Source organism: Mesorhizobium sp. CNPSo 4689 (assembly GCF_057784325.1).
Map to the genome: position 1 here is coordinate 20940 of NZ_JBWLUZ010000019.1, position 17021 is coordinate 37960.

17 protein-coding genes are annotated in these 17021 nt (G+C 64.8%); 3 read left to right on the forward strand and 14 right to left on the reverse strand.

Annotated features, from left to right (window positions below):
• Nucleotides 1–73: 73 nt before the first annotated feature.
• From AC04SI_RS21635 to AC04SI_RS21700, 14 genes are all read right to left on the reverse strand, one after another.
• Complete coding sequence (locus AC04SI_RS21635) at nucleotides 74–295, reverse strand: hypothetical protein (protein WP_006202291.1); 222 nt, start codon at nucleotides 293–295, stop codon at nucleotides 74–76.
• 135 nt (nucleotides 296–430) lie between these two features.
• Nucleotides 431–1060 carry a hypothetical protein gene (locus AC04SI_RS21640; RefSeq protein WP_404284747.1) on the reverse strand — a complete coding sequence of 210 codons (630 nt, stop codon included), beginning with the start codon at nucleotides 1058–1060 and terminating at the stop codon, nucleotides 431–433.
• Nucleotides 1061–1145: 85 nt separating this feature from the next.
• On the reverse strand, nucleotides 1146–1901 hold the full coding sequence (locus AC04SI_RS21645; protein ID WP_404284748.1) for an SDR family NAD(P)-dependent oxidoreductase: 756 nt from the start codon (nucleotides 1899–1901) through the stop codon (nucleotides 1146–1148).
• Nucleotides 1902–2121: 220 nt separating this feature from the next.
• The gene (gene purF, locus AC04SI_RS21650) at nucleotides 2122–3591 is read right to left on the reverse strand and encodes an amidophosphoribosyltransferase (protein WP_404284749.1); all 1470 of its coding nucleotides are present in this window, start codon (nucleotides 3589–3591) and stop codon (nucleotides 2122–2124) included.
• Nucleotides 3592–3703: 112 nt separating this feature from the next.
• On the reverse strand, nucleotides 3704–4387 hold the full coding sequence (locus AC04SI_RS21655) for a CvpA family protein (RefSeq protein ID WP_404284751.1): 684 nt from the start codon (nucleotides 4385–4387) through the stop codon (nucleotides 3704–3706).
• Nucleotides 4388–4429: 42 nt separating this feature from the next.
• Complete coding sequence (radA, locus tag AC04SI_RS21660; RefSeq protein ID WP_488474847.1) at nucleotides 4430–5848, reverse strand: DNA repair protein RadA; 1419 nt, start codon at nucleotides 5846–5848, stop codon at nucleotides 4430–4432.
• Nucleotides 5849–6094: 246 nt separating this feature from the next.
• Entirely contained in the window at nucleotides 6095–7585 is a 1491-nt protein-coding gene (locus AC04SI_RS21665) for a replicative DNA helicase (RefSeq protein WP_404280711.1), read from the reverse strand.
• A gap of 229 nt (nucleotides 7586–7814) precedes the next feature.
• Nucleotides 7815–8777: a small ribosomal subunit Rsm22 family protein gene (locus AC04SI_RS21670; protein ID WP_488474848.1), complete on the reverse strand. Its 963-nt coding sequence runs from the start codon at nucleotides 8775–8777 to the stop codon at nucleotides 7815–7817.
• Between the two features lie 3 nt (nucleotides 8778–8780).
• Nucleotides 8781–9104 carry a YnfA family protein gene (locus AC04SI_RS21675; protein ID WP_404280715.1) on the reverse strand — a complete coding sequence of 108 codons (324 nt, stop codon included), beginning with the start codon at nucleotides 9102–9104 and terminating at the stop codon, nucleotides 8781–8783.
• Nucleotides 9105–9184: 80 nt separating this feature from the next.
• The gene (locus AC04SI_RS21680) at nucleotides 9185–10468 is read right to left on the reverse strand and encodes a cyclopropane fatty acid synthase (protein WP_404280718.1); all 1284 of its coding nucleotides are present in this window, start codon (nucleotides 10466–10468) and stop codon (nucleotides 9185–9187) included.
• Between the two features lie 295 nt (nucleotides 10469–10763).
• On the reverse strand, nucleotides 10764–11348 hold the full coding sequence (gene rplI / locus AC04SI_RS21685; protein ID WP_404280720.1) for a 50S ribosomal protein L9: 585 nt from the start codon (nucleotides 11346–11348) through the stop codon (nucleotides 10764–10766).
• Nucleotides 11349–11557: 209 nt separating this feature from the next.
• A complete protein-coding gene (gene rpsR / locus AC04SI_RS21690) occupies nucleotides 11558–11806 on the reverse strand; it encodes a 30S ribosomal protein S18 (protein ID WP_006203718.1) in 249 nt (82 codons plus the stop codon).
• Complete coding sequence (rpsF, locus tag AC04SI_RS21695) at nucleotides 11806–12306, reverse strand: 30S ribosomal protein S6 (RefSeq protein ID WP_192181295.1); 501 nt, start codon at nucleotides 12304–12306, stop codon at nucleotides 11806–11808. Before rpsF ends, rpsR begins: the two co-directional genes overlap by 1 nt.
• Nucleotides 12307–12620: 314 nt before the next feature.
• On the reverse strand, nucleotides 12621–14546 hold the full coding sequence (locus AC04SI_RS21700; RefSeq protein ID WP_404280736.1) for an LTA synthase family protein: 1926 nt from the start codon (nucleotides 14544–14546) through the stop codon (nucleotides 12621–12623).
• A 279-nt stretch (nucleotides 14547–14825) separates the two neighbouring features.
• Between AC04SI_RS21700 and fabD the strand changes: the two genes are divergently transcribed.
• From fabD to AC04SI_RS21715, 3 genes are all read left to right on the forward strand, one after another.
• Nucleotides 14826–15767 (forward strand): ACP S-malonyltransferase, encoded by a 942-nt coding sequence (fabD, locus tag AC04SI_RS21705; RefSeq protein WP_404280738.1) that lies wholly within the window; start codon nucleotides 14826–14828, stop codon nucleotides 15765–15767.
• A gap of 60 nt (nucleotides 15768–15827) precedes the next feature.
• On the forward strand, nucleotides 15828–16565 hold the full coding sequence (gene fabG / locus AC04SI_RS21710; RefSeq protein ID WP_488474849.1) for a 3-oxoacyl-[acyl-carrier-protein] reductase: 738 nt from the start codon (nucleotides 15828–15830) through the stop codon (nucleotides 16563–16565).
• A gap of 202 nt (nucleotides 16566–16767) precedes the next feature.
• Nucleotides 16768–17004 carry an acyl carrier protein gene (locus AC04SI_RS21715; RefSeq protein WP_006203723.1) on the forward strand — a complete coding sequence of 79 codons (237 nt, stop codon included), beginning with the start codon at nucleotides 16768–16770 and terminating at the stop codon, nucleotides 17002–17004.
• Nucleotides 17005–17021 lie beyond the last annotated feature (17 nt).

Here is a 17021-nt window from a genome sequence, read left to right on the forward strand (position 1 = left end):
CGAAGGTAGGCGATCCTTCGCGCCCCCTCTGTCCTCCGGCCATCTCCCCCTCGAGGGGGAGATTTTGCTCTCCCTACTGCGCCGCCGGCTCCTCCGCGTCGCCCTCGTCGGTGAACGGCGAGGCGCTCGGCACGCAGTTCACCGCCCAGCCGGCCGGCGTCGGCTGCTTCTGGTATTCGGTGATGGCGTTGGTGCACTGGTCTCGCGTGTCGAAGGTGCTGGGCAGCACCACCATGCCGCCCTGCGGGCCGGCGATCACCAGATACCAAACAAGTGCGACGCTGGGAGCAGCCATGGGAATTCCTCGCTTTGCTGTTGTGGGAGTCGCCGCGACCCTAGCAACTCAGACCGGGTGGCGGAAGCGCGCGTCGTGCGCGTCGCCCCGCCCTGGCATCACAGCCGCGTGATGTCAGCCCGTCGCGAGAGCCGCTCAGTTCGCGGCAAAGCAGTAGAACAGGCCGTCGCCGCCGGTGCCCTGCAGCGCCTCCTGGCTGCAGCCGCCGCGCGAGGCATGCGAGGAATTCCACGACTTGGCCGCCGCCGAATCGTCAAGCCCGGTGCGGTCGTGATGGCCGACCATCGCCACCCCTTCCGCGCCGCTCATCGTCCAGTCGCCGCAGGTCTGGTCGGCGATCTTGGTGCCGTCTGGCTGAGAGCCGGTCAGCACATCGTGCCGGTTCGGCTTGTCGCCGCGGCCGTTGACCACTTCGCCTTTTTCATTGAGCGCCGTCTCCTTGGTGATGGCGTTGGCGTCGCCGTGCAGCGAGGCGACATCGTCGGCGATCTTGACGCCCTTGGCGTTGACCCAAGGCCCCTTGCCGATGCGGTCGCGCGCATCGGCATCGCTGGTCGAGAGATAGGCAGCCCAGGTCTTGCCGGTGACCCCGGCGGCCTCGGCCAGCGAGGCGCAATGCGCATCGGCGCCCTTGATGCCGCCAAGGTCGGCGCCCTTGCCGGAGCCGACGCTGGTGACGAAGAAACTCATCGTCGCGCCTTGTGAATAGGCGACGCCAGCTGCTGCAAGGAAGGTGGCGGCGGTGGCGAGAAGCAATCTGCGCATGGTGGTCCTCCGTTCTTCGGGTTTCGAATGTTCTACATTCGAAGAACGTCGCCGAGCGCGGAATTCTTCCGCCTGAAATGCCTGTTTATTCCGGCTGCCGGTAGGCGACAAAGCGGTTGTGCTTGGCCTGAAAGATCAGCCCGGTCTCTTTCAGGTCCGGGCTCGCCAACGGCACGATGCGTTTTGCGATCTCCGAGGGATGCGGCAGTGTCTCCGGATCCTCGCCGGGAACGGCCTGTGCCCGCATCGCGGTGCGGGTGGCACCGGGATCGGCGGCATTGACCCTGAGCGGCAGGCTTTGCGTCTCATGCGCCCAGGAGCGCATCATCGTCTCGACCGCCGCCTTCGAGGCCGCGTAGGGCGCCCAGAAGGCGCGCGCCGAGTGCGCCGCGTTGGAAGACAGGATGATGGCGCGGCCGGCGTCGGAGAGCCGAAGTAGTGGGTCGACCGAGCGGATCAGCCGCCAGGTCGAGGTGACGTTGATGGTCATCACCTTCTCGAAGGTTTTTGCCTCGACATGGCCGATCGGCGAGATCACGCCGAGCACGCCGGCATTGGCGACGAGGATGTCGAGCTTGCCCCAGCGCTCATGGATGGCGCCGCCCAGCCGGTCGATGCCGGCCATGTCGGCGAGGTCGAGCGGCACCAGTGTCGCTTCGCCCTTGCCGGTTTTGGCGCGTTCGGCCTTGATCTGGTCGTCAAGCTCCTCCAGCCCGCCGACAGTCCGCGCCACCGCAATGACATGCGCGCCGGCGGCGGCAAGTTCCTTGGCGATGAAATAGCCGATGCCGCGCGAGGCGCCGGTAACGACCGCGGTGCGGCCGGAGAGGTCGAGGGTCATGCGAGAGTTTCCGTCAAGTCGGCGTGAAACACCCCCCTCTGCCCTGCCGGGCATCTCCCCCTCAAGGGGGGAGATTGGACTTCGCCGAACCTGGCTCTCGTTCTGCGGCCCTGGTGATTTGCGAAAGCCGACAGTTCAGCCGATCTCCCCCCTTGAGGGGGAGATATCCGGCAGGACAGAGGGGGGTAAACTGGCGAAACCAAATGATAGACCGGCAACCCTACGCCCCGCTCGTCGCCAGCAGCGACAGCGTGCGCACATTGTCGTGGCCTTCGAAGTCGAGCAGGCGGGTCGGGTACTGGCCGGTGAAGCAGGCGTCGCAGAATTGCGGCTGCTCATTGTCGCGGCCGGCCTCGCCGACGGCGCGGTAGAGGCCGTCGATCGACAGGAAGCCGAGCGAATCGACACGGATGAACTCGGCCATCTCCTCGATGGACATGCGCGAGGCGAGCAGCTTCGACTTCTCCGGCGTGTCGACGCCGTAGAAGCAGGAGGCGCTGGTCGGCGGCGAGGCGATGCGCATATGCACCTCCTTGGCGCCGGCATCGCGCACCATCTGCACGATCTTCTGGCTGGTGGTGCCGCGCACGATGCTGTCGTCGACCAGCACCACGCGCTTGCCCTCGATCATGCGGCGGTTGGCGTTGTGCTTCAGCTTGACGCCCATGTGGCGGATCGAATCGCCGGGCTGGATGAAGGTGCGGCCGACATAGTGGTTGCGGATGATGCCGAGCTCGAAGGGGATGCCTGCGGCCTGGGAAAAGCCGATCGCCGCCGGCGTGCCGGAATCCGGCACCGGCACGATGATGTCGGCGTCGACGGGGCTTTCCTGCGCCAGCTCGGCGCCGATGCGCTTGCGCACCTCATAGACGTTGCGGCCTTCGACCGAAGAGTCCGGCCGCGCGAAATAGACATATTCGAAGATGCAGAAGCGGGTCTTCTGCGGCTCGAACGGGAACAGGCTCTCGATGCCTTTGGCGGTGACGACGACCATCTCGCCGGGCTTCAGGTCGCGCACGAAGCGGGCGCCGATGATGTCGAGCGCGCAGGTTTCGGAAGCCAGGATCCAGGCGCCGTCGAGATCGCCGAGCACCAGCGGGCGGATGCCCAGCGGGTCGCGGCAGCCGATCATCTTTTTGGCCGTCATCGCCACCAGCGAGAAGGCGCCTTCGACCTGGCGCACCGCGTCGATGAAGCGCGAGTTGAGATCGCGCTCCTTGCTGGTGGCGACCAGATGCAAGAGCGTCTCGGTGTCGGAGGTCGACGAGAAGATCGCGCCCTGCTTCTGCAGCGCGCGCTGCACGGTCATGGCGTTGGTCAGATTGCCATTGTGGGCGACGGCAAAACCGCCATCGGCGAGCTCGGCGAAGAAGGGCTGGATGTTGCGCAGGCCGGCGCCGCCGGTGGTGGCATAGCGGGTGTGGCCGATGGCGCGGTTGCCTTGCAGGCTGTCGATGACGCGCTGCTTGGTGAAAGTGTCGCCGATCAGGCCGACATGGCGTTCGACATGAAACTGGCTGCCATCATAGGAGACGATGCCGGCGGCCTCCTGGCCGCGATGCTGCAACGCGTGCAGACCGAGCGTGACGATGGCGGCGGCATCCTGCCGGCCGAATATGCCGAACACGCCGCATTCGTCGTGGAAATGGTCGTCGGCCTCGGCGGAAAGCAAATCGTCTGCGTCTGCCATGTGGGGCTCAAGCTCCGCTAAAATCGCCATATAAGGTGATAGCGCGTCGAAAGCAACGCATGTCGCGCGGCGTTCACATCATCGTCAGGCCCGGCCCTCTTCTAGCCAGGCATCAGTTTGCCGGCGCCGCGGGCGCCGGATTGGCGGGCTGGGCCGGTGCATTGTCGGCCGGCGCATCGCTTCCGCTGTCGTCGGGCGCCGGGGCATCGGCGTCGTCGCCGGTTGCCGGTGCTTCCGTTGTCGGCGCGGCGGGGGCCTCTGTGCCGGCCTCGGGCGCGGCCGGCTGATTCGGGTTCAGCTTCTTCAGGATGGCGTTTTCCGGATCCTCGGGCAGCAGGCTTTCCAGCTTGGCGCCGATCTGTTCCAGCAGCGGCCGCGACTTGGCGTTGGCGACCCAGGCCGGTGCCTTGGCGCCGGCCAGCCAGTTGAAGAACAAAAGCGCCACCGCGACCACCAGGATGCCGCGCGCCGCGCCATAGAGGAAACCCAGCGTGCGGTCGAGCGCGCCGATCCTGGAATCGATGATCCAGTCGGCGAGTTTCATGGTGATGACGGAAACGACGATCAGCGCGATGACGAAGACGATGGCAGCGGCCGCCGCCATGGCGATCTTGTCGTTGTCGACATAGGGCTGAACGTAGGGCAGAACCGGCTTGTAGAAGAAGAAGGCCGCCGCCGCCGCCGCTGCCCAGGAAACCACGGACAGCACCTCGCGGGAGAAGCCGCGAACCATGGCCAGCATTGCCGAGACCAGGGTGAAGCCGACGAGAATTCCGTCAAGCAGCGTAATCGGCATGTCTTTCGCCCCTGTCTTTTTTTCACGGCTCGACGAGCCGCGTCACTCTTTTTCGTCGGCGCGGCTGCGCCGTGAGCCGGCTATGCGCGCCACGAGATCGGCAAGCTCGGTGGGCTGGAAAGCGCTGGCCCCGATCCCCCCGGCCCCATTACCACCAACAAGTTCCTCACTGCCCAAGGGCAGAACCGCGCTTCCAAAACCCAGCTTTTCGGCCTCCTTGAGGCGCTGCTGCGCATGCGCAACTGGCCTCACCGCGCCCGACAGGCTGATTTCGCCGAAATAGACGCAATCGGCCGGAAGGGCAAGACCGATGAGCGACGAAACCAGTGCCGCCGCCACCGCGAGATCGGCGGCGGGCTCCGAAATCCGGTAGCCGCCGGCGACGTTGAGATAGACATCGTGGGTGCCGAAGCGCACGCCGCAATGCGCCTCCAACACGGCCAGCACCATCGACAGCCGGGCGCCGTCCCAACCGACGACGGCGCGGCGCGGCGTGCCGAGCGAGGAGGGCGCCACCAGCGCCTGGATCTCGACCAGCACCGGACGCGTGCCTTCCATGCCGGCGAAAACCGCGGCGCCCGGCGATTTCGCATGGCGTTCGCCGAGGAACAGCTCGGACGGGTTGGCGACCTCGCGCAGGCCCTTGTCCGACATTTCGAAGACGCCGATCTCGTCGGTCGGCCCAAAACGGTTCTTCACCGTGCGCAGGATGCGGTAGTGATGGCCGCCTTCGCCCTCGAAATAGAGCACGGCGTCGACCATGTGCTCGACGACGCGAGGGCCCGCGATCTGGCCTTCCTTGGTGACGTGGCCGACCAGCACGATCGCAGCACCTGTGGATTTCGCATAGCGGATCATCGCCTGGGCGGCGGCACGCACCTGGGTGACGGTGCCGGGCGCCGAATCGGCCATGTCCGTCCACAGCGTCTGGATCGAATCGAGGATCACCAAATCCGGCCGCTTGCCATCGGCTATGGTGGCGAGGATGTCCTCGACATTGGTTTCGGCGGCGAGTTCGACCGGCGTGTCGGCGACGCCGAGCCGCTGGGCGCGCAGCCTGATCTGGGCGACCGCCTCTTCGCCCGAGACATAGACGATGCGGTGGCCCTTTGCCGCCAGCGCCGCCGCCGCCTGAGTGAGCAGCGTCGACTTGCCGATACCGGGATCGCCGCCGACCAAAAGGGCCGATCCGCGGACAAAACCGCCGCCGGTGGCGCGGTCGAGCTCGCCGATGCCGGAGACGATGCGCGGCGCATCCTCGATGTCGCCGGACAGGCTGGTCAACACCACGGCGCGGCCCTTGCGGGCATTGCGCGTGTTGGCCGGCCCCGAGCCGATGCCGCCGGCGGTGCCTTCCTCGACGAGCGTGTTCCACTCGCCGCAGGCATCGCATTTGCCGGCCCAGCGCTGATGCACGGAGCCGCAATTCTGGCAGATGAACTGGACGCGGGATTTGGCCAAGGTGCTACCTTCCCGCCAATTGGGGAGCGCCGTGATCCTTCGCGCCCCCCTCTGTCCTGCCGGACATCTCCCCCACGAGGGGGGAGTTTGGCAGTTGCGGCGCCGGCTCTCGTCTTGCAACGCTGAAAATTGGCGAAGCGGTCGCGACATCCAATCTCCCCCCTCGTGGGGGAGATGTCCGGCAGGACAGAGGGGGGCGCCGTAGAGCGCTGCCATCCCGCATCATTGTCTGGACGTCCGCCAAGTCTACTCAAACCGATCCGGCAAATGATGCTCCTCGGCAAGGTCGGAGAAGCGGGTGAACTCGCCCTGGAAGGCGAGGCTGACCGAACCCGTCGGGCCGTGGCGCTGCTTGGCGACGATGACTTCGGCCTTGCCGCGCATCTCGTTCATCTCGTTTTCCCACTTGACGTACTCGTCGGTGCCGGGCTTCGGCTCGCGGTTCTTCAGGTAGTATTCCTCGCGATAGACGAACATCACCACGTCGGCGTCCTGCTCGATCGAGCCGGATTCGCGCAAATCCGACAGCTGCGGGCGCTTGTCGTCGCGGCTTTCGACCTGACGCGACAACTGCGACAGCGCGATGATCGGCACGCTGAGTTCCTTGGCCAGCGCCTTCAGGCCGGTGGTGATCTCGGTGATTTCCTGCACGCGGTTCTGCGAGGATTTGGCGCTCGATCCCTGCATCAGCTGGATATAGTCGATGACGATGAGGTCGAGGCCGCGCTGACGCTTCAGGCGACGTGCGCGGGCCGACAGCTGGGCGATGGAGATACCGCCGGTCTGGTCGATGAACAGCGGGATCTTCTGCATGGTCTGCGAGCAGGCGACCAGCTTCTCGAAATCCATCTCGGAAATCTCGCCGCGACGGATTTTTGACGACGGGATCTCGGTCTGCTCGGAAATGATACGGGTGGCGAGCTGCTCCGACGACATTTCCAGCGAGAAGAAGCCGACGACGCCGCCATTGGCGGCCTTGAACGAACCGTCGGCCTGCTGTGCGGGCACATAGGCCTCGGCGATGTTGAAGGCCATATTGGTGGCCAAAGACGTCTTGCCCATGCCCGGGCGGCCGGCGATGATGATCAGGTCGGACGGCTGCAGGCCGCCCATGCGGCGGTCGAGGTCGCGCAGGCCGGTGGCGACGCCCGACAGGTGCCCGTCGCGCATATAGGCGGCATTGGCCATGTCGACGGCGGTCTTGACCGCATCGGTGAAGCTTTCGAAGCCGCCATCGTAGCGGCCGGTCTCGGCCAGCTCGAACAGGCGCCGCTCGGCATCCTCGATCTGCTCGGAGGGCGCCATGTCGACCGGCGCGTCATAGGCGATGTTGACCATGTCCTCGCCGACGGTGATCAGCGCGCGGCGCGTCGCCAGGTCATAAATGGCGCGGCCATAATCGGTGGCATTGACGACGGTGACGGCCTCGACGGCCAGCCGCACGACATATTGCGCCACCGTCATGTCGCCGACCTTCTCGTCGGCAGGCAGGAAGGTTTTTAGCGTGATCGGCGTCGCCACCTTGCCCATGCGGATGAGCTCGGCCGCCACCTCGAATATCTTGCGGTGCAGCGGCTCGTAGAAATGCCCGGCTTTCAGGAAATCGGAGACGCGGTAGAAGGCATCGTTGTTGACGAGGATGGCGCCGAGCAGCGCCTGCTCGGCCTCGATGTTGTTTGGTGCCTCGCGATAAAGCGGTGTTTCCGCCACGCCGAATTTGCGCGCTGCCTCAGCCATGATGTCCCCGAATTTCGATCCCGCATTCTCGATATCAGAACGGACAAAAGCCGGTGCTGACTTATCTGCAACAGTCCCTGTCCAACCAGATTTGATGCCCACTGTTCACAGGAGAGGCACACCGTCCACAGGACAGAATTCCCGTGCTCCGATTCCGGTTGACTCGGCAAGGTGATGATTCTGTCTATGATAGAACAAATAAGGAACAAAAGCAAGTTGCATGCAACCGCTAGACGGCATCGCCCCAGTCCAGCCGCCGCGCCACCTTGAACGCATCGCCGTCGCGCTTGGTGAAGAGCTTCTCGTCGGCGCTGCCGTCCAGCTCGCAAAGCTTGAGCACAACCTTGCCGGAGCCGGGTTTGGGCGGCGCGATCACCCGCGCCGCGCGCGAAGTCGCAGGATGCCGCGAGGCAGCGACGTAAATAAACTTTTCGTCCTCCCATGGCACGTCGGCGTCCTTGGCCAGCCGGTGCAGCCGCGAGCGGGCGACGCGGCGCGAAAAATGGCACCAGTCGGGCTGGGCGAGCGGGCAGCGCGCTTCATGCGGGCAGGGCGCCAGCATATGCGCGCCGGCTTCGATCAATTGCCGCCGCACGGCAAGGATGCGCTGCCAGCCGGCAGGCGTGCCTGGCTCGACGATCAGCAGCGTGTCGGCGGTGAGCTGCCAGAGCCGGTCGATCAGCTTCGGCAGCGATGCCGGCGTGATCTCGTCCAGCACATAGGCACAGCTGACCAGATCGGCCGGTCTGAGGCCGGCAAGGTCGATCGTGGCGTCGCCGGCCAGCCACTCCGTTCTGACGGGGATGGCATCACTGGCGAGCGACTGGCCGATCTTGCGCACCGCGGCGCTCGCTTCGAGCAGCACCGCCGCTTCGAGGTCGGGCCAGACGTCGGTGGTGGCCCAAAGCACCGTGCCAGGGCCGGCGCCGACATCGAGCAGGCTCTTCGGCGCGAAGCCGGGGCGGGCGTCCGCCAGTGCGTCGAGGCTGGCGCGCACCGCCGCGTAGGTCGCCGGCAGCCGCGTCGCCAGATAGGCCCTGACCGCCATCTCCTCGGCCATATGTAGGCGGCCGTCACGCAGTTCGGCCCGGTAGCGGTCGGACAGCGTTCTTGCCGCTTGCTTCAAGACAGACAGCGGCACTTTTTCCAGCATACGGTCGACCGCTTGCCGCAGCGGGGCGGGGAGTTCCACGGCTCAGGCTCCCCGGGGCGCGAGCAGGATGACCGAGGCGCCGACGATGCAGAGTGCCGCCCCTCCAAGATCCCAGCGGTCGGGACGCACACCTTCCACCAGCCACAGCCATCCAAGCGACGCCGCGATGTAGATGCCGCCATAAGCGGCATAAGCGCGGCCCGCGGCATTTGTGTCGACCAGCGCCAGCAGGAAACCGAACAGCGCCAGCGAGGCAAGCCCGGGCGCCAGCCACAACGGTGACCTCTCCAGGCGCCACCACGCCCAGAACGAGAAGCAGCCGGCGATCTCGGCAAGCGCGGCTGCGATGTAGATGAGGTAGGTCATGAAAGGTCTCGCGATAACGAGACCTTTTTCATGCTTGGGCAGGTAATGGCAAGACCAATGGCCGCGGGGCCGGCGCCCTTCTACTCCGCAACCTTGCGGCGGCGGGCCGGTTTGGCGACGGGCGCCTGGTGGCGATGGCCCATGTCGCGCATTTCAAGCGCCTTCTCGCATTTGCCGATGTAGTCGCGCGTCATCGGCAGCGTGTCGTTCTTCTTGGCGAGCTGGATCTGGAAGATCACCAGGTCCTGCCAGCGGAAGGCCGCTTCCGAGGCGGCCAGATAGAACTCCCACATGCGGCAGAAGCGCTCGTCGTAGATCGCCTTGGCCTTGTCGCGGTTGGCGGCGAAGCGCTCGCCCCAATGCTTCAGCGTGTCGGCATAGTGCAGCCTGAGCATCTCGACGTCGGTGACGACGAGGCCGGACTTCTCGATCGCCGGCATCACCTCGGACAAAGCGGGGATGTAGCCGCCCGGGAAGATGTATTTGCGGACGAAGGCGCTGGTCGCCCACGGCACGCCGGAGCGGCCGATCGTGTGCAAGAGCATGACGCCGTCCGGCTTCAGAAGCGTCGCCGATTTTTCGAAGAAGGTGCGATAGTGGTTGACGCCGACATGTTCGAACATGCCGACCGAGACGATACGGTCGAAGCGCTCGTTGAGCTCGCGATAGTCTTTCAGGTCGAAATGGACGCGGTTTTGCAGGCCCTGCGCATGCGCGCGGTCGGTGGCGACACCGTGCTGTTCGGTCGACAGGGTGACGCCTTGGACATCGACGTCGAAGTATTTCGCCAGATAGATGCCGAGCCCGCCCCAGCCGGAGCCGATGTCGAGCACGGTCTGGCCGGCCTTCAGCCTCAGCTTGGCGGCGATGTGACGTTTCTTGGCGGCCTGCGCTTCGTCGAGCGTCATGTCGGGCTGCTCGAAATAGGCGCAGGAATACTGCATGTCCTCATCGAGGAAGAGCCGGTAGAGGTCGCCCGACAGATCATAGTGGCGCTGCACGTTGCGGCGCGCGCGCGAGGCGGTGTTGATCTGCTGCAGGCGGCGGAAAGCATGGCGCAGGCCTTCGATCGCCTTCGACCAGGTGGCGTCGATGCCGCCGCTGCCCATGTTCTGGAAGGCGATGCGCATCACGCCTAGCACGCCGCCTTCGAGGATATCGAGCTCGCCATCCATGTAGGCTTCCGGCACCGCCAGCATCGGGTCGAAGGTGATGGCGCGTTCGGCGTGCTTGGTCTTGATGTGCATATGCACCGGCTCGCCGCTGCCGTCGCCGAAGATCACTGTCGAGCCCTTAGGCCCGGTCACCTTGAGATTGCCGGTGCGCACAAGACGGTCGAGAAGGCGCTTCAACAGGATATTCATGACCAAATGTTCCCTCACAGACATGCTGTGCTGGTGCATGACCCGAAAATCACAACCGGCTTTCGCCGGGGATCATGCGCCAATCCAAGGTGCCACAGCGCCCTTTGCGCGTCATAGGACGCCCGGGGTTGTAGTCTGCCTCAATATATAGGGGTTCGAAAAGTTCCGTTTGGCACAAAAATGCCCGGGCGCGAGGCCCGGGCATTGGTCCACAAAGGCTAAATGCCGACAAAGTGATCAGAGCGCTGCTCTGACACTGTGATCAGAGGCCGCTCTGACACTCCGTCGCGCGTGATCAGGCGTTCTCTTCGCCGCCTTCGAACTCGGCGTTCGGGTCGAAGAAGTTCTCCGGCCGCGCATTGTCGTTGATGTCTTCGCCATAGATGGCTTCGGCGGTGGTCAGCGTCTCGCCCTTGGCCTGGCGCTCGGCTTCGTCGGCCGTGCGGGCGATGTTGAGCGTGATGGTGACCTCGACTTCCGGATGCAGCGCGATCGCCACATTGGTCACCCCGATGGTCTTGATCGGCTGGTTGAGCTGGATCTGGTTGCGGTTGACCGAGAAGCCCTCGGCCGTCAGCAGGTCGGCGATGTCGCGGGTCGACACCGAACCGTACAGCTGGCCGGTCTCGCCGGCCGAACGCACGGCGATGAAGCTCTTGCCGTCGAGCTTCTCGGCAACCTGCGCGGCTTCCGACTTGCGCTCGAGGTTACGGGCTTCGAGCTGGGCGCGCTGGCCTTCGAACTTCTTCTTGTTGGCTTCGTTGGCGCGCAGCGCCTTGCCCTGCGGCAGCAGGAAATTGCGGGCAAAGCCGTCCTTGACCTTGACGGTATCGCCCATCTGGCCGAGGCGGGAAACGCGTTCGAGAAGAATGACTTCCATGGTTTTGTTCCTTCGTTTGGGCGCCCATCGATCGGCGCCGGATTGTCTGGAACAGGTCAGGAAGCAAAAGGGCGTTGCCGCCGGTGTCGCTGTCCTGCCTGTCGCGGCAGTTAGAGGCTTTTCACCTCAACTCGGGATTTGACGTTCAACCCTGCGGCGCCCGTCGCCGTGGGAGAAGAGCGGGCGGCGAACCGCCCGCCTCGAAAGTGTTAGCGAACCACGTAGGGCAGCAGGCCGAGGAAGCGGGCGCGCTTGATCGCCTTGGCGAGCTCGCGCTGCTTCTTCTGGCTGACGGCGGTGATGCGCGACGGCACGATCTTGCCGCGCTCGGAAATGTAGCGCTGCAAGAGGCGCACGTCCTTGTAGTCGATCTTGGGCGCGTTGGCGCCGGAGAACGGGCAGGTCTTGCGGCGGCGATGGAACGGGCGCCGGGTCGGGATCTGATTGATGTCGACCATTATTCTGCACCCCCTTCAAAGCCTTCGCGCGGACGGCGCGGACCACGATCGCCACCGGCGTCGCCGAACGAGCGCGGCGGACGATCGCCACGGTCGCCGCGATCGCGGTCGCCGAACGAACGCGGGCCACGATCGCCGCGGTCACGGTCGCCGAAGCCGCCGCGTTCCGAGCGCTCTTCGCGCTTCTGCATCATGGCCGACGGACCTTCCTCATGCGCCTCGACCTTGACAGTCAGGAAACGCAGCACGTCCTCGGACAGGCCCATCTGGCGCTCCATCTCGTTGAGCGCTGCCGGCGGGCAGTTGAGGTCCATAAGTGTGTAGTATGCCTTCCGGTTCTTGTTGACCCGGTAGGTGAGGGACTTCAGTCCCCAGTTCTCGACCCGGCCGACGGACCCGCCATTGGCGGAGATGACGCCCTTGTACTGTTCGACAAGCGCATCGACCTGCTGCTGCGAGAGGTCCTGCCGGGCAAGGAACACATGTTCGTAAAGAGCCATAGTGTATCAGTGCCTTTCTTCGTTTCTCTCCCGGACCCTCGCGGCAAAAGCCTCTGCAACTTCTCTGACCGCTGATCCCCAGTAAAAGGGGGCGGGAAGAAAGGAGCATTTCGAGACGGTCGAGAGCGGAGACACGGGAGGCGGAAGCGCTTCTGGCTTCACACACCGCTTTTCGAGAAAAGCAACGGCCCTCCGTTCAGCCCCCAGCAAGGACCGGCAGATTGCGGGCGTCTATACAGCAATTCCCGGGGAAGGCAAGGCCGGGCGGCGTTGCAGACAGCGTCCTTGGCGTCGCAGGGCCGAAGACACCAGGCTCAGCTGGTGTGGGCGACCGCCTTGTCGACCGTTTCGGGGAAGAAGTCGGGCGCGGCGCGGCGCTTGCCGAACATCATGTCGTATTGCAGCAGGCGGAAATCGTTGATCGCCGGGTCGATCTTCTTCTGCCGCGCCCAGTCGGGTGTCGCCTCGCCGGCCGGCGTCAAGAGAAGGTTGCGGTCGACGACGCGGTAGCGTTCGCGCAGCGCGCCGAGGAAGCCGGTGTAATAGGGATGCGTGATGCCGGCCGTGGTCAATATGTGGTAGGGCAGGAAGGCCGGGCTGACCGCGCCCATGTCCTCGGCCGGACCGGTGCGATTCGACCAGATGATCAGCGGCGTTTGATGATGCTCCAGCATCTGGTCGGCCGGCTCCTTGCGCGGCGCGACATTGTCTTTCATGAAGCCGGTCTCGACATAGACTGGTCCGAGCGGCGGCAGATGGTCGCCGAAAAAGGCGATCACCGTCGGCCGCTCGCGTTTCCTGGCCCATTCGATCAGGCGCTCTAGCCCGCGGTCCGCATCGGCGGAGCCTTCGGTGTAGCTGAGCAGCGATTCCCGCGCCCATGTGCTGATCGGCGCCTGCACCTTGTGGGTCGGATTGTAATAACGATAAGGCTCGTAGGGACCGTGGTTCTGCAGGCTGACGGCGAAGAAGAAGACCGGGTCTTCGCTGGCATCGGCCTCGCGGATGATCTCGTCGGTCATTGCCGCATCGGAGGCCAGCGGTCCGCGCTTCTGCATCGGCGGCAGCGTCTCTTCCGAGCGGAAGTCGTTGAAGCCGAAATCGGCATAGACCGCGCCGCGGTTCCAGAACCAGTTGGTGCCCGGGTGAATGGCGCGCGCCCTGTAGCCCTCGCTCTTCAGGAAGGTGGCCAGCGAGGGCGTCGGCGAGCGCACATATTGCTGGTAGGGGATGGAGCCGGCCGGCAGGAAGGCGTTGGAAAAGCCGGTCAGCGCCTCGAACTCGATATTGGCGGTCATGCCGCCGAATTCGGGCGAGAACATGTAGCCCGAGCGCAGTGCCCGCACATTGGGGATCGGATCCGGCGTGATGGTGACGCCGGGCAGCTTGGTCGGATCCCAGAAGGATTCGCTCATCACGATGATGATGTCGGGCTTCTCGGCGGGCACCGATGCCGTCACCCCTGGCCTGTCGATCGCGGCGATCGCCTTGTCGGAATAGCCCGCCGGCGCCGAGACATGCGCCATCGGCACATTGAGCGCGAAGGCCAGCGCGAAACCGTTGGAGGCGTAGTTTTCCTTTTGGTCCCACATGATCGGAATGATCTGCAGCCGGTCGCGGGTCCACGAGAAGGTGGCGTAGTCCATGATCGAGACGAAGAAGGCGAGCAGCGGCACGGTCAGGGTCAGCCTGGCAAGGCGGCCCTTGCGGCTGAGGACCGGCACCCGGCGCCGCCACTGCCGCCAGCCATAGACGAGCAGCGACAGGCCGCCGACGATGCCGATCGCGATGGCCAGCGCGGTCATCGGTCGCTCGCGCACCAAAAGCGGCATCAGCGACATGATCTGCCTGGAATACAGGAAATCGGTCGGATAGAGCGGGTCGCCGAGATAGTGCGACTTCTGGTGGCCGACAAAGGCCAGCACCAGCGTCAGCGGCGCCACGATCATCAGGCTCTGGTGGCTGCGGCCGAGCACCGCGTCGAGACCAATCAGCACCAGCGCGAACACGATGATGGTGGTCCAGCCCGGCTTGAAGGGCTGCAGGAAGAAGCCGACCGTGCCGTAAAAGTCGCCGCGCACGATCCATTCGATGGCAAAAACCAGTATGGCGGAGGCGAGCAGGCTGATCAGGCCATAGCGTACGACCGGCCACTTCCGCCCCGGCAGATAGCCGGTGGACGGATCGCCTTCCAGAAACTGCGGCGCGCGTTTGGCCACGCCCTTTCCGATCCTTGCCACTTCACTTCCCCCGGCCCACGCAACGCGTCTTTCCCACTCGCGTCACTGATCTGTCATAGAACTGTCATGCAAAAGCTAGCGGCTGTGGCGAAAATAAGAAGAGCCAGCAAACGATTCGTGAGCGGTTTTCATCAGGTGTGATCGCCAAAAAGGCTTTCGGAACAGGGACTCGACCGGTTTTTCCGGCCGCAAGGAAGGCTGAAACGCTGCCCGCGGGCTTGACTTGGCCGTCCGCCTTGCGTCACAGGCAGGGAAAAACCAGCCTCTGGAGAAGCCCAAATGGCCGTCGCATTCACCTTTCCGGGACAGGGCAGCCAGGCTGTCGGCATGGGCAAGGATCTGGCGGATGCCTTTCCCGAGGCGCGCAAGGTGTTCGAGGAAGTCGACGACGCGCTCGGCGAAAAGCTGTCGAAACTGATCTGGGAAGGGCCGGAAGAGACGCTGACGCTGACCGCCAACGCCCAGCCGGCGCTGATGGCGGTGTCGCTGGCCGCCATCCGGGCGCTGGAAGCGCGCGGCTTTTCGCTGAAGGACAAGGTGTCTTACGTCGCCGGCCATTCACTGGGCGAATATTCGGCCCTTGCCGCAGCCGGCTTCGTTCCGGTCGCCGATGCGGCGCGGCTGCTGCGCGTGCGCGGCAATGCCATGCAGGCGGCGGTGCCGGCCGGCGAGGGCGCCATGGCGGCCATCATCGGGCTGGAACAGGCCGATGTCGAAGCCGCCTGCGCCGAGGCCGCTCAAAGCTCAGTTTGCCAGATCGCCAACGACAATGGCGGCGGCCAGTTGGTGATTTCGGGCGCCAGGGCCGCGGTCGAGCTGGCGGCAAAACTCTGCACCGAAAAGGGCGCCAAGCGGGCGCTGATGCTGCAGGTCTCGGCCCCCTTCCATTCGGCGCTGATGGCGCCGGCGGCAGCGATCATGCGCGAGGCGCTGGCCGGCGTGGCGAAGAACGCGCCGCTGGTGCCTGTCGTGTCCAACGTCTCGGTCACGCCGACCAGCGATCCCGACGAGATCGCCCGCCGCCTGGTCGAACAGGTAACCGGGCGCGTGCGCTGGCGCGAAACGGTGGAATGGTTCGGCACCAACGGCGTCACGACGCTCTACGAAGTTGGCGCCGGCAAGGTGCTGTCGGGACTGGCGCGACGCATCAACCGCGATGTCGCCACCGCGGCCGTCGGCACGGCGGCCGATGTCGAGGCGGCGCTGGCCGTGCTTGCATAATCCACTGGCGATTTGACCCCACCCATGTGAAGGGTGTCGTCTGAGATTCAGGAGACAAAAATGTTCGAACTGACCGGCCGTAAGGCGCTCGTCACCGGCGCAACCGGAGGCATCGGCGAGGCGATCGCTAGAGTGCTGCACGCGCAGGGCGCCATCGTTGGCCTGCATGGCACGCGCGTCGAGAAGCTGGAGACGCTGGCTGCCGAGCTCGGCGACCGGGTCAAGCTTTTTCCGGCCAATCTGTCCGACCGCGACGAGGTCAAGGCGCTCGGCCAGAAGGCGGAGGCCGAGCTCGAAGGTGTCGACATCCTCGTCAACAATGCCGGCATTACCAAGGACGGCCTGTTCGTGCGCATGTCGGATGCCGACTGGGATGCGGTGCTGGAGGTCAACCTCAACGCCGTGTTCCGGCTGACGCGCGAACTCACCCATCCGATGATGCGCCGCCGGCATGGCCGCATCATCAACATCACCTCGGTGGTCGGGGTGACAGGCAATCCCGGCCAGACCAACTACTGCGCCTCCAAGGCCGGCATGATCGGCTTTTCCAAGTCGTTGGCGCAGGAGATCGCCACCCGCAACATCACCGTCAACTGCGTCGGCCCTGGCTTCATCGAATCGGCCATGACCGACAAGCTCAACGACAAGCAGAAGGAGACGATCATGGCGGCGATCCCGACCCGGCGTATGGGCACCAGCGCCGAGGTCGCCTCTGCGGTCGCCTATCTCGCCTCCAATGAAGCGGCCTATGTGACCGGCCAAACCATTCATGTGAATGGCGGCATGGCCATGATCTGACGGACCAAGGTCCGGCGGGTTGTGAAAAGGCCCATTTCGGCTTGGACCTCGGCCATTTTTCGTGTAATGCGGCCCGCAACCCGGCGGTTCGGGCAAAAACCGGTCCTGTTTGTTGTGTTTCCGGCGGGACCATCTTTCAGCTTGATTAGCGGCATTCCGCCCGCTAACGAAGACAGACAACCAAAAGACGAGGATGCCCCAAATGAGTGACACCGCAGAGCGCGTCAAGAAGATCGTCATCGAGCATCTTGGCGTCGACGCCGACAAGGTGACGGAGCAGGCGAGCTTCATCGACGACTTGGGCGCTGACAGCCTCGACACGGTCGAACTCGTCATGGCCTTCGAAGAAGAATTCGGCGTCGAGATCCCGGACGATGCGGCCGAGACCATCCTGACCGTCGGCGATGCCGTGAAGTACATCGACAAGGCCTCGGCCTGAGGCTTTTCGCAGGCATT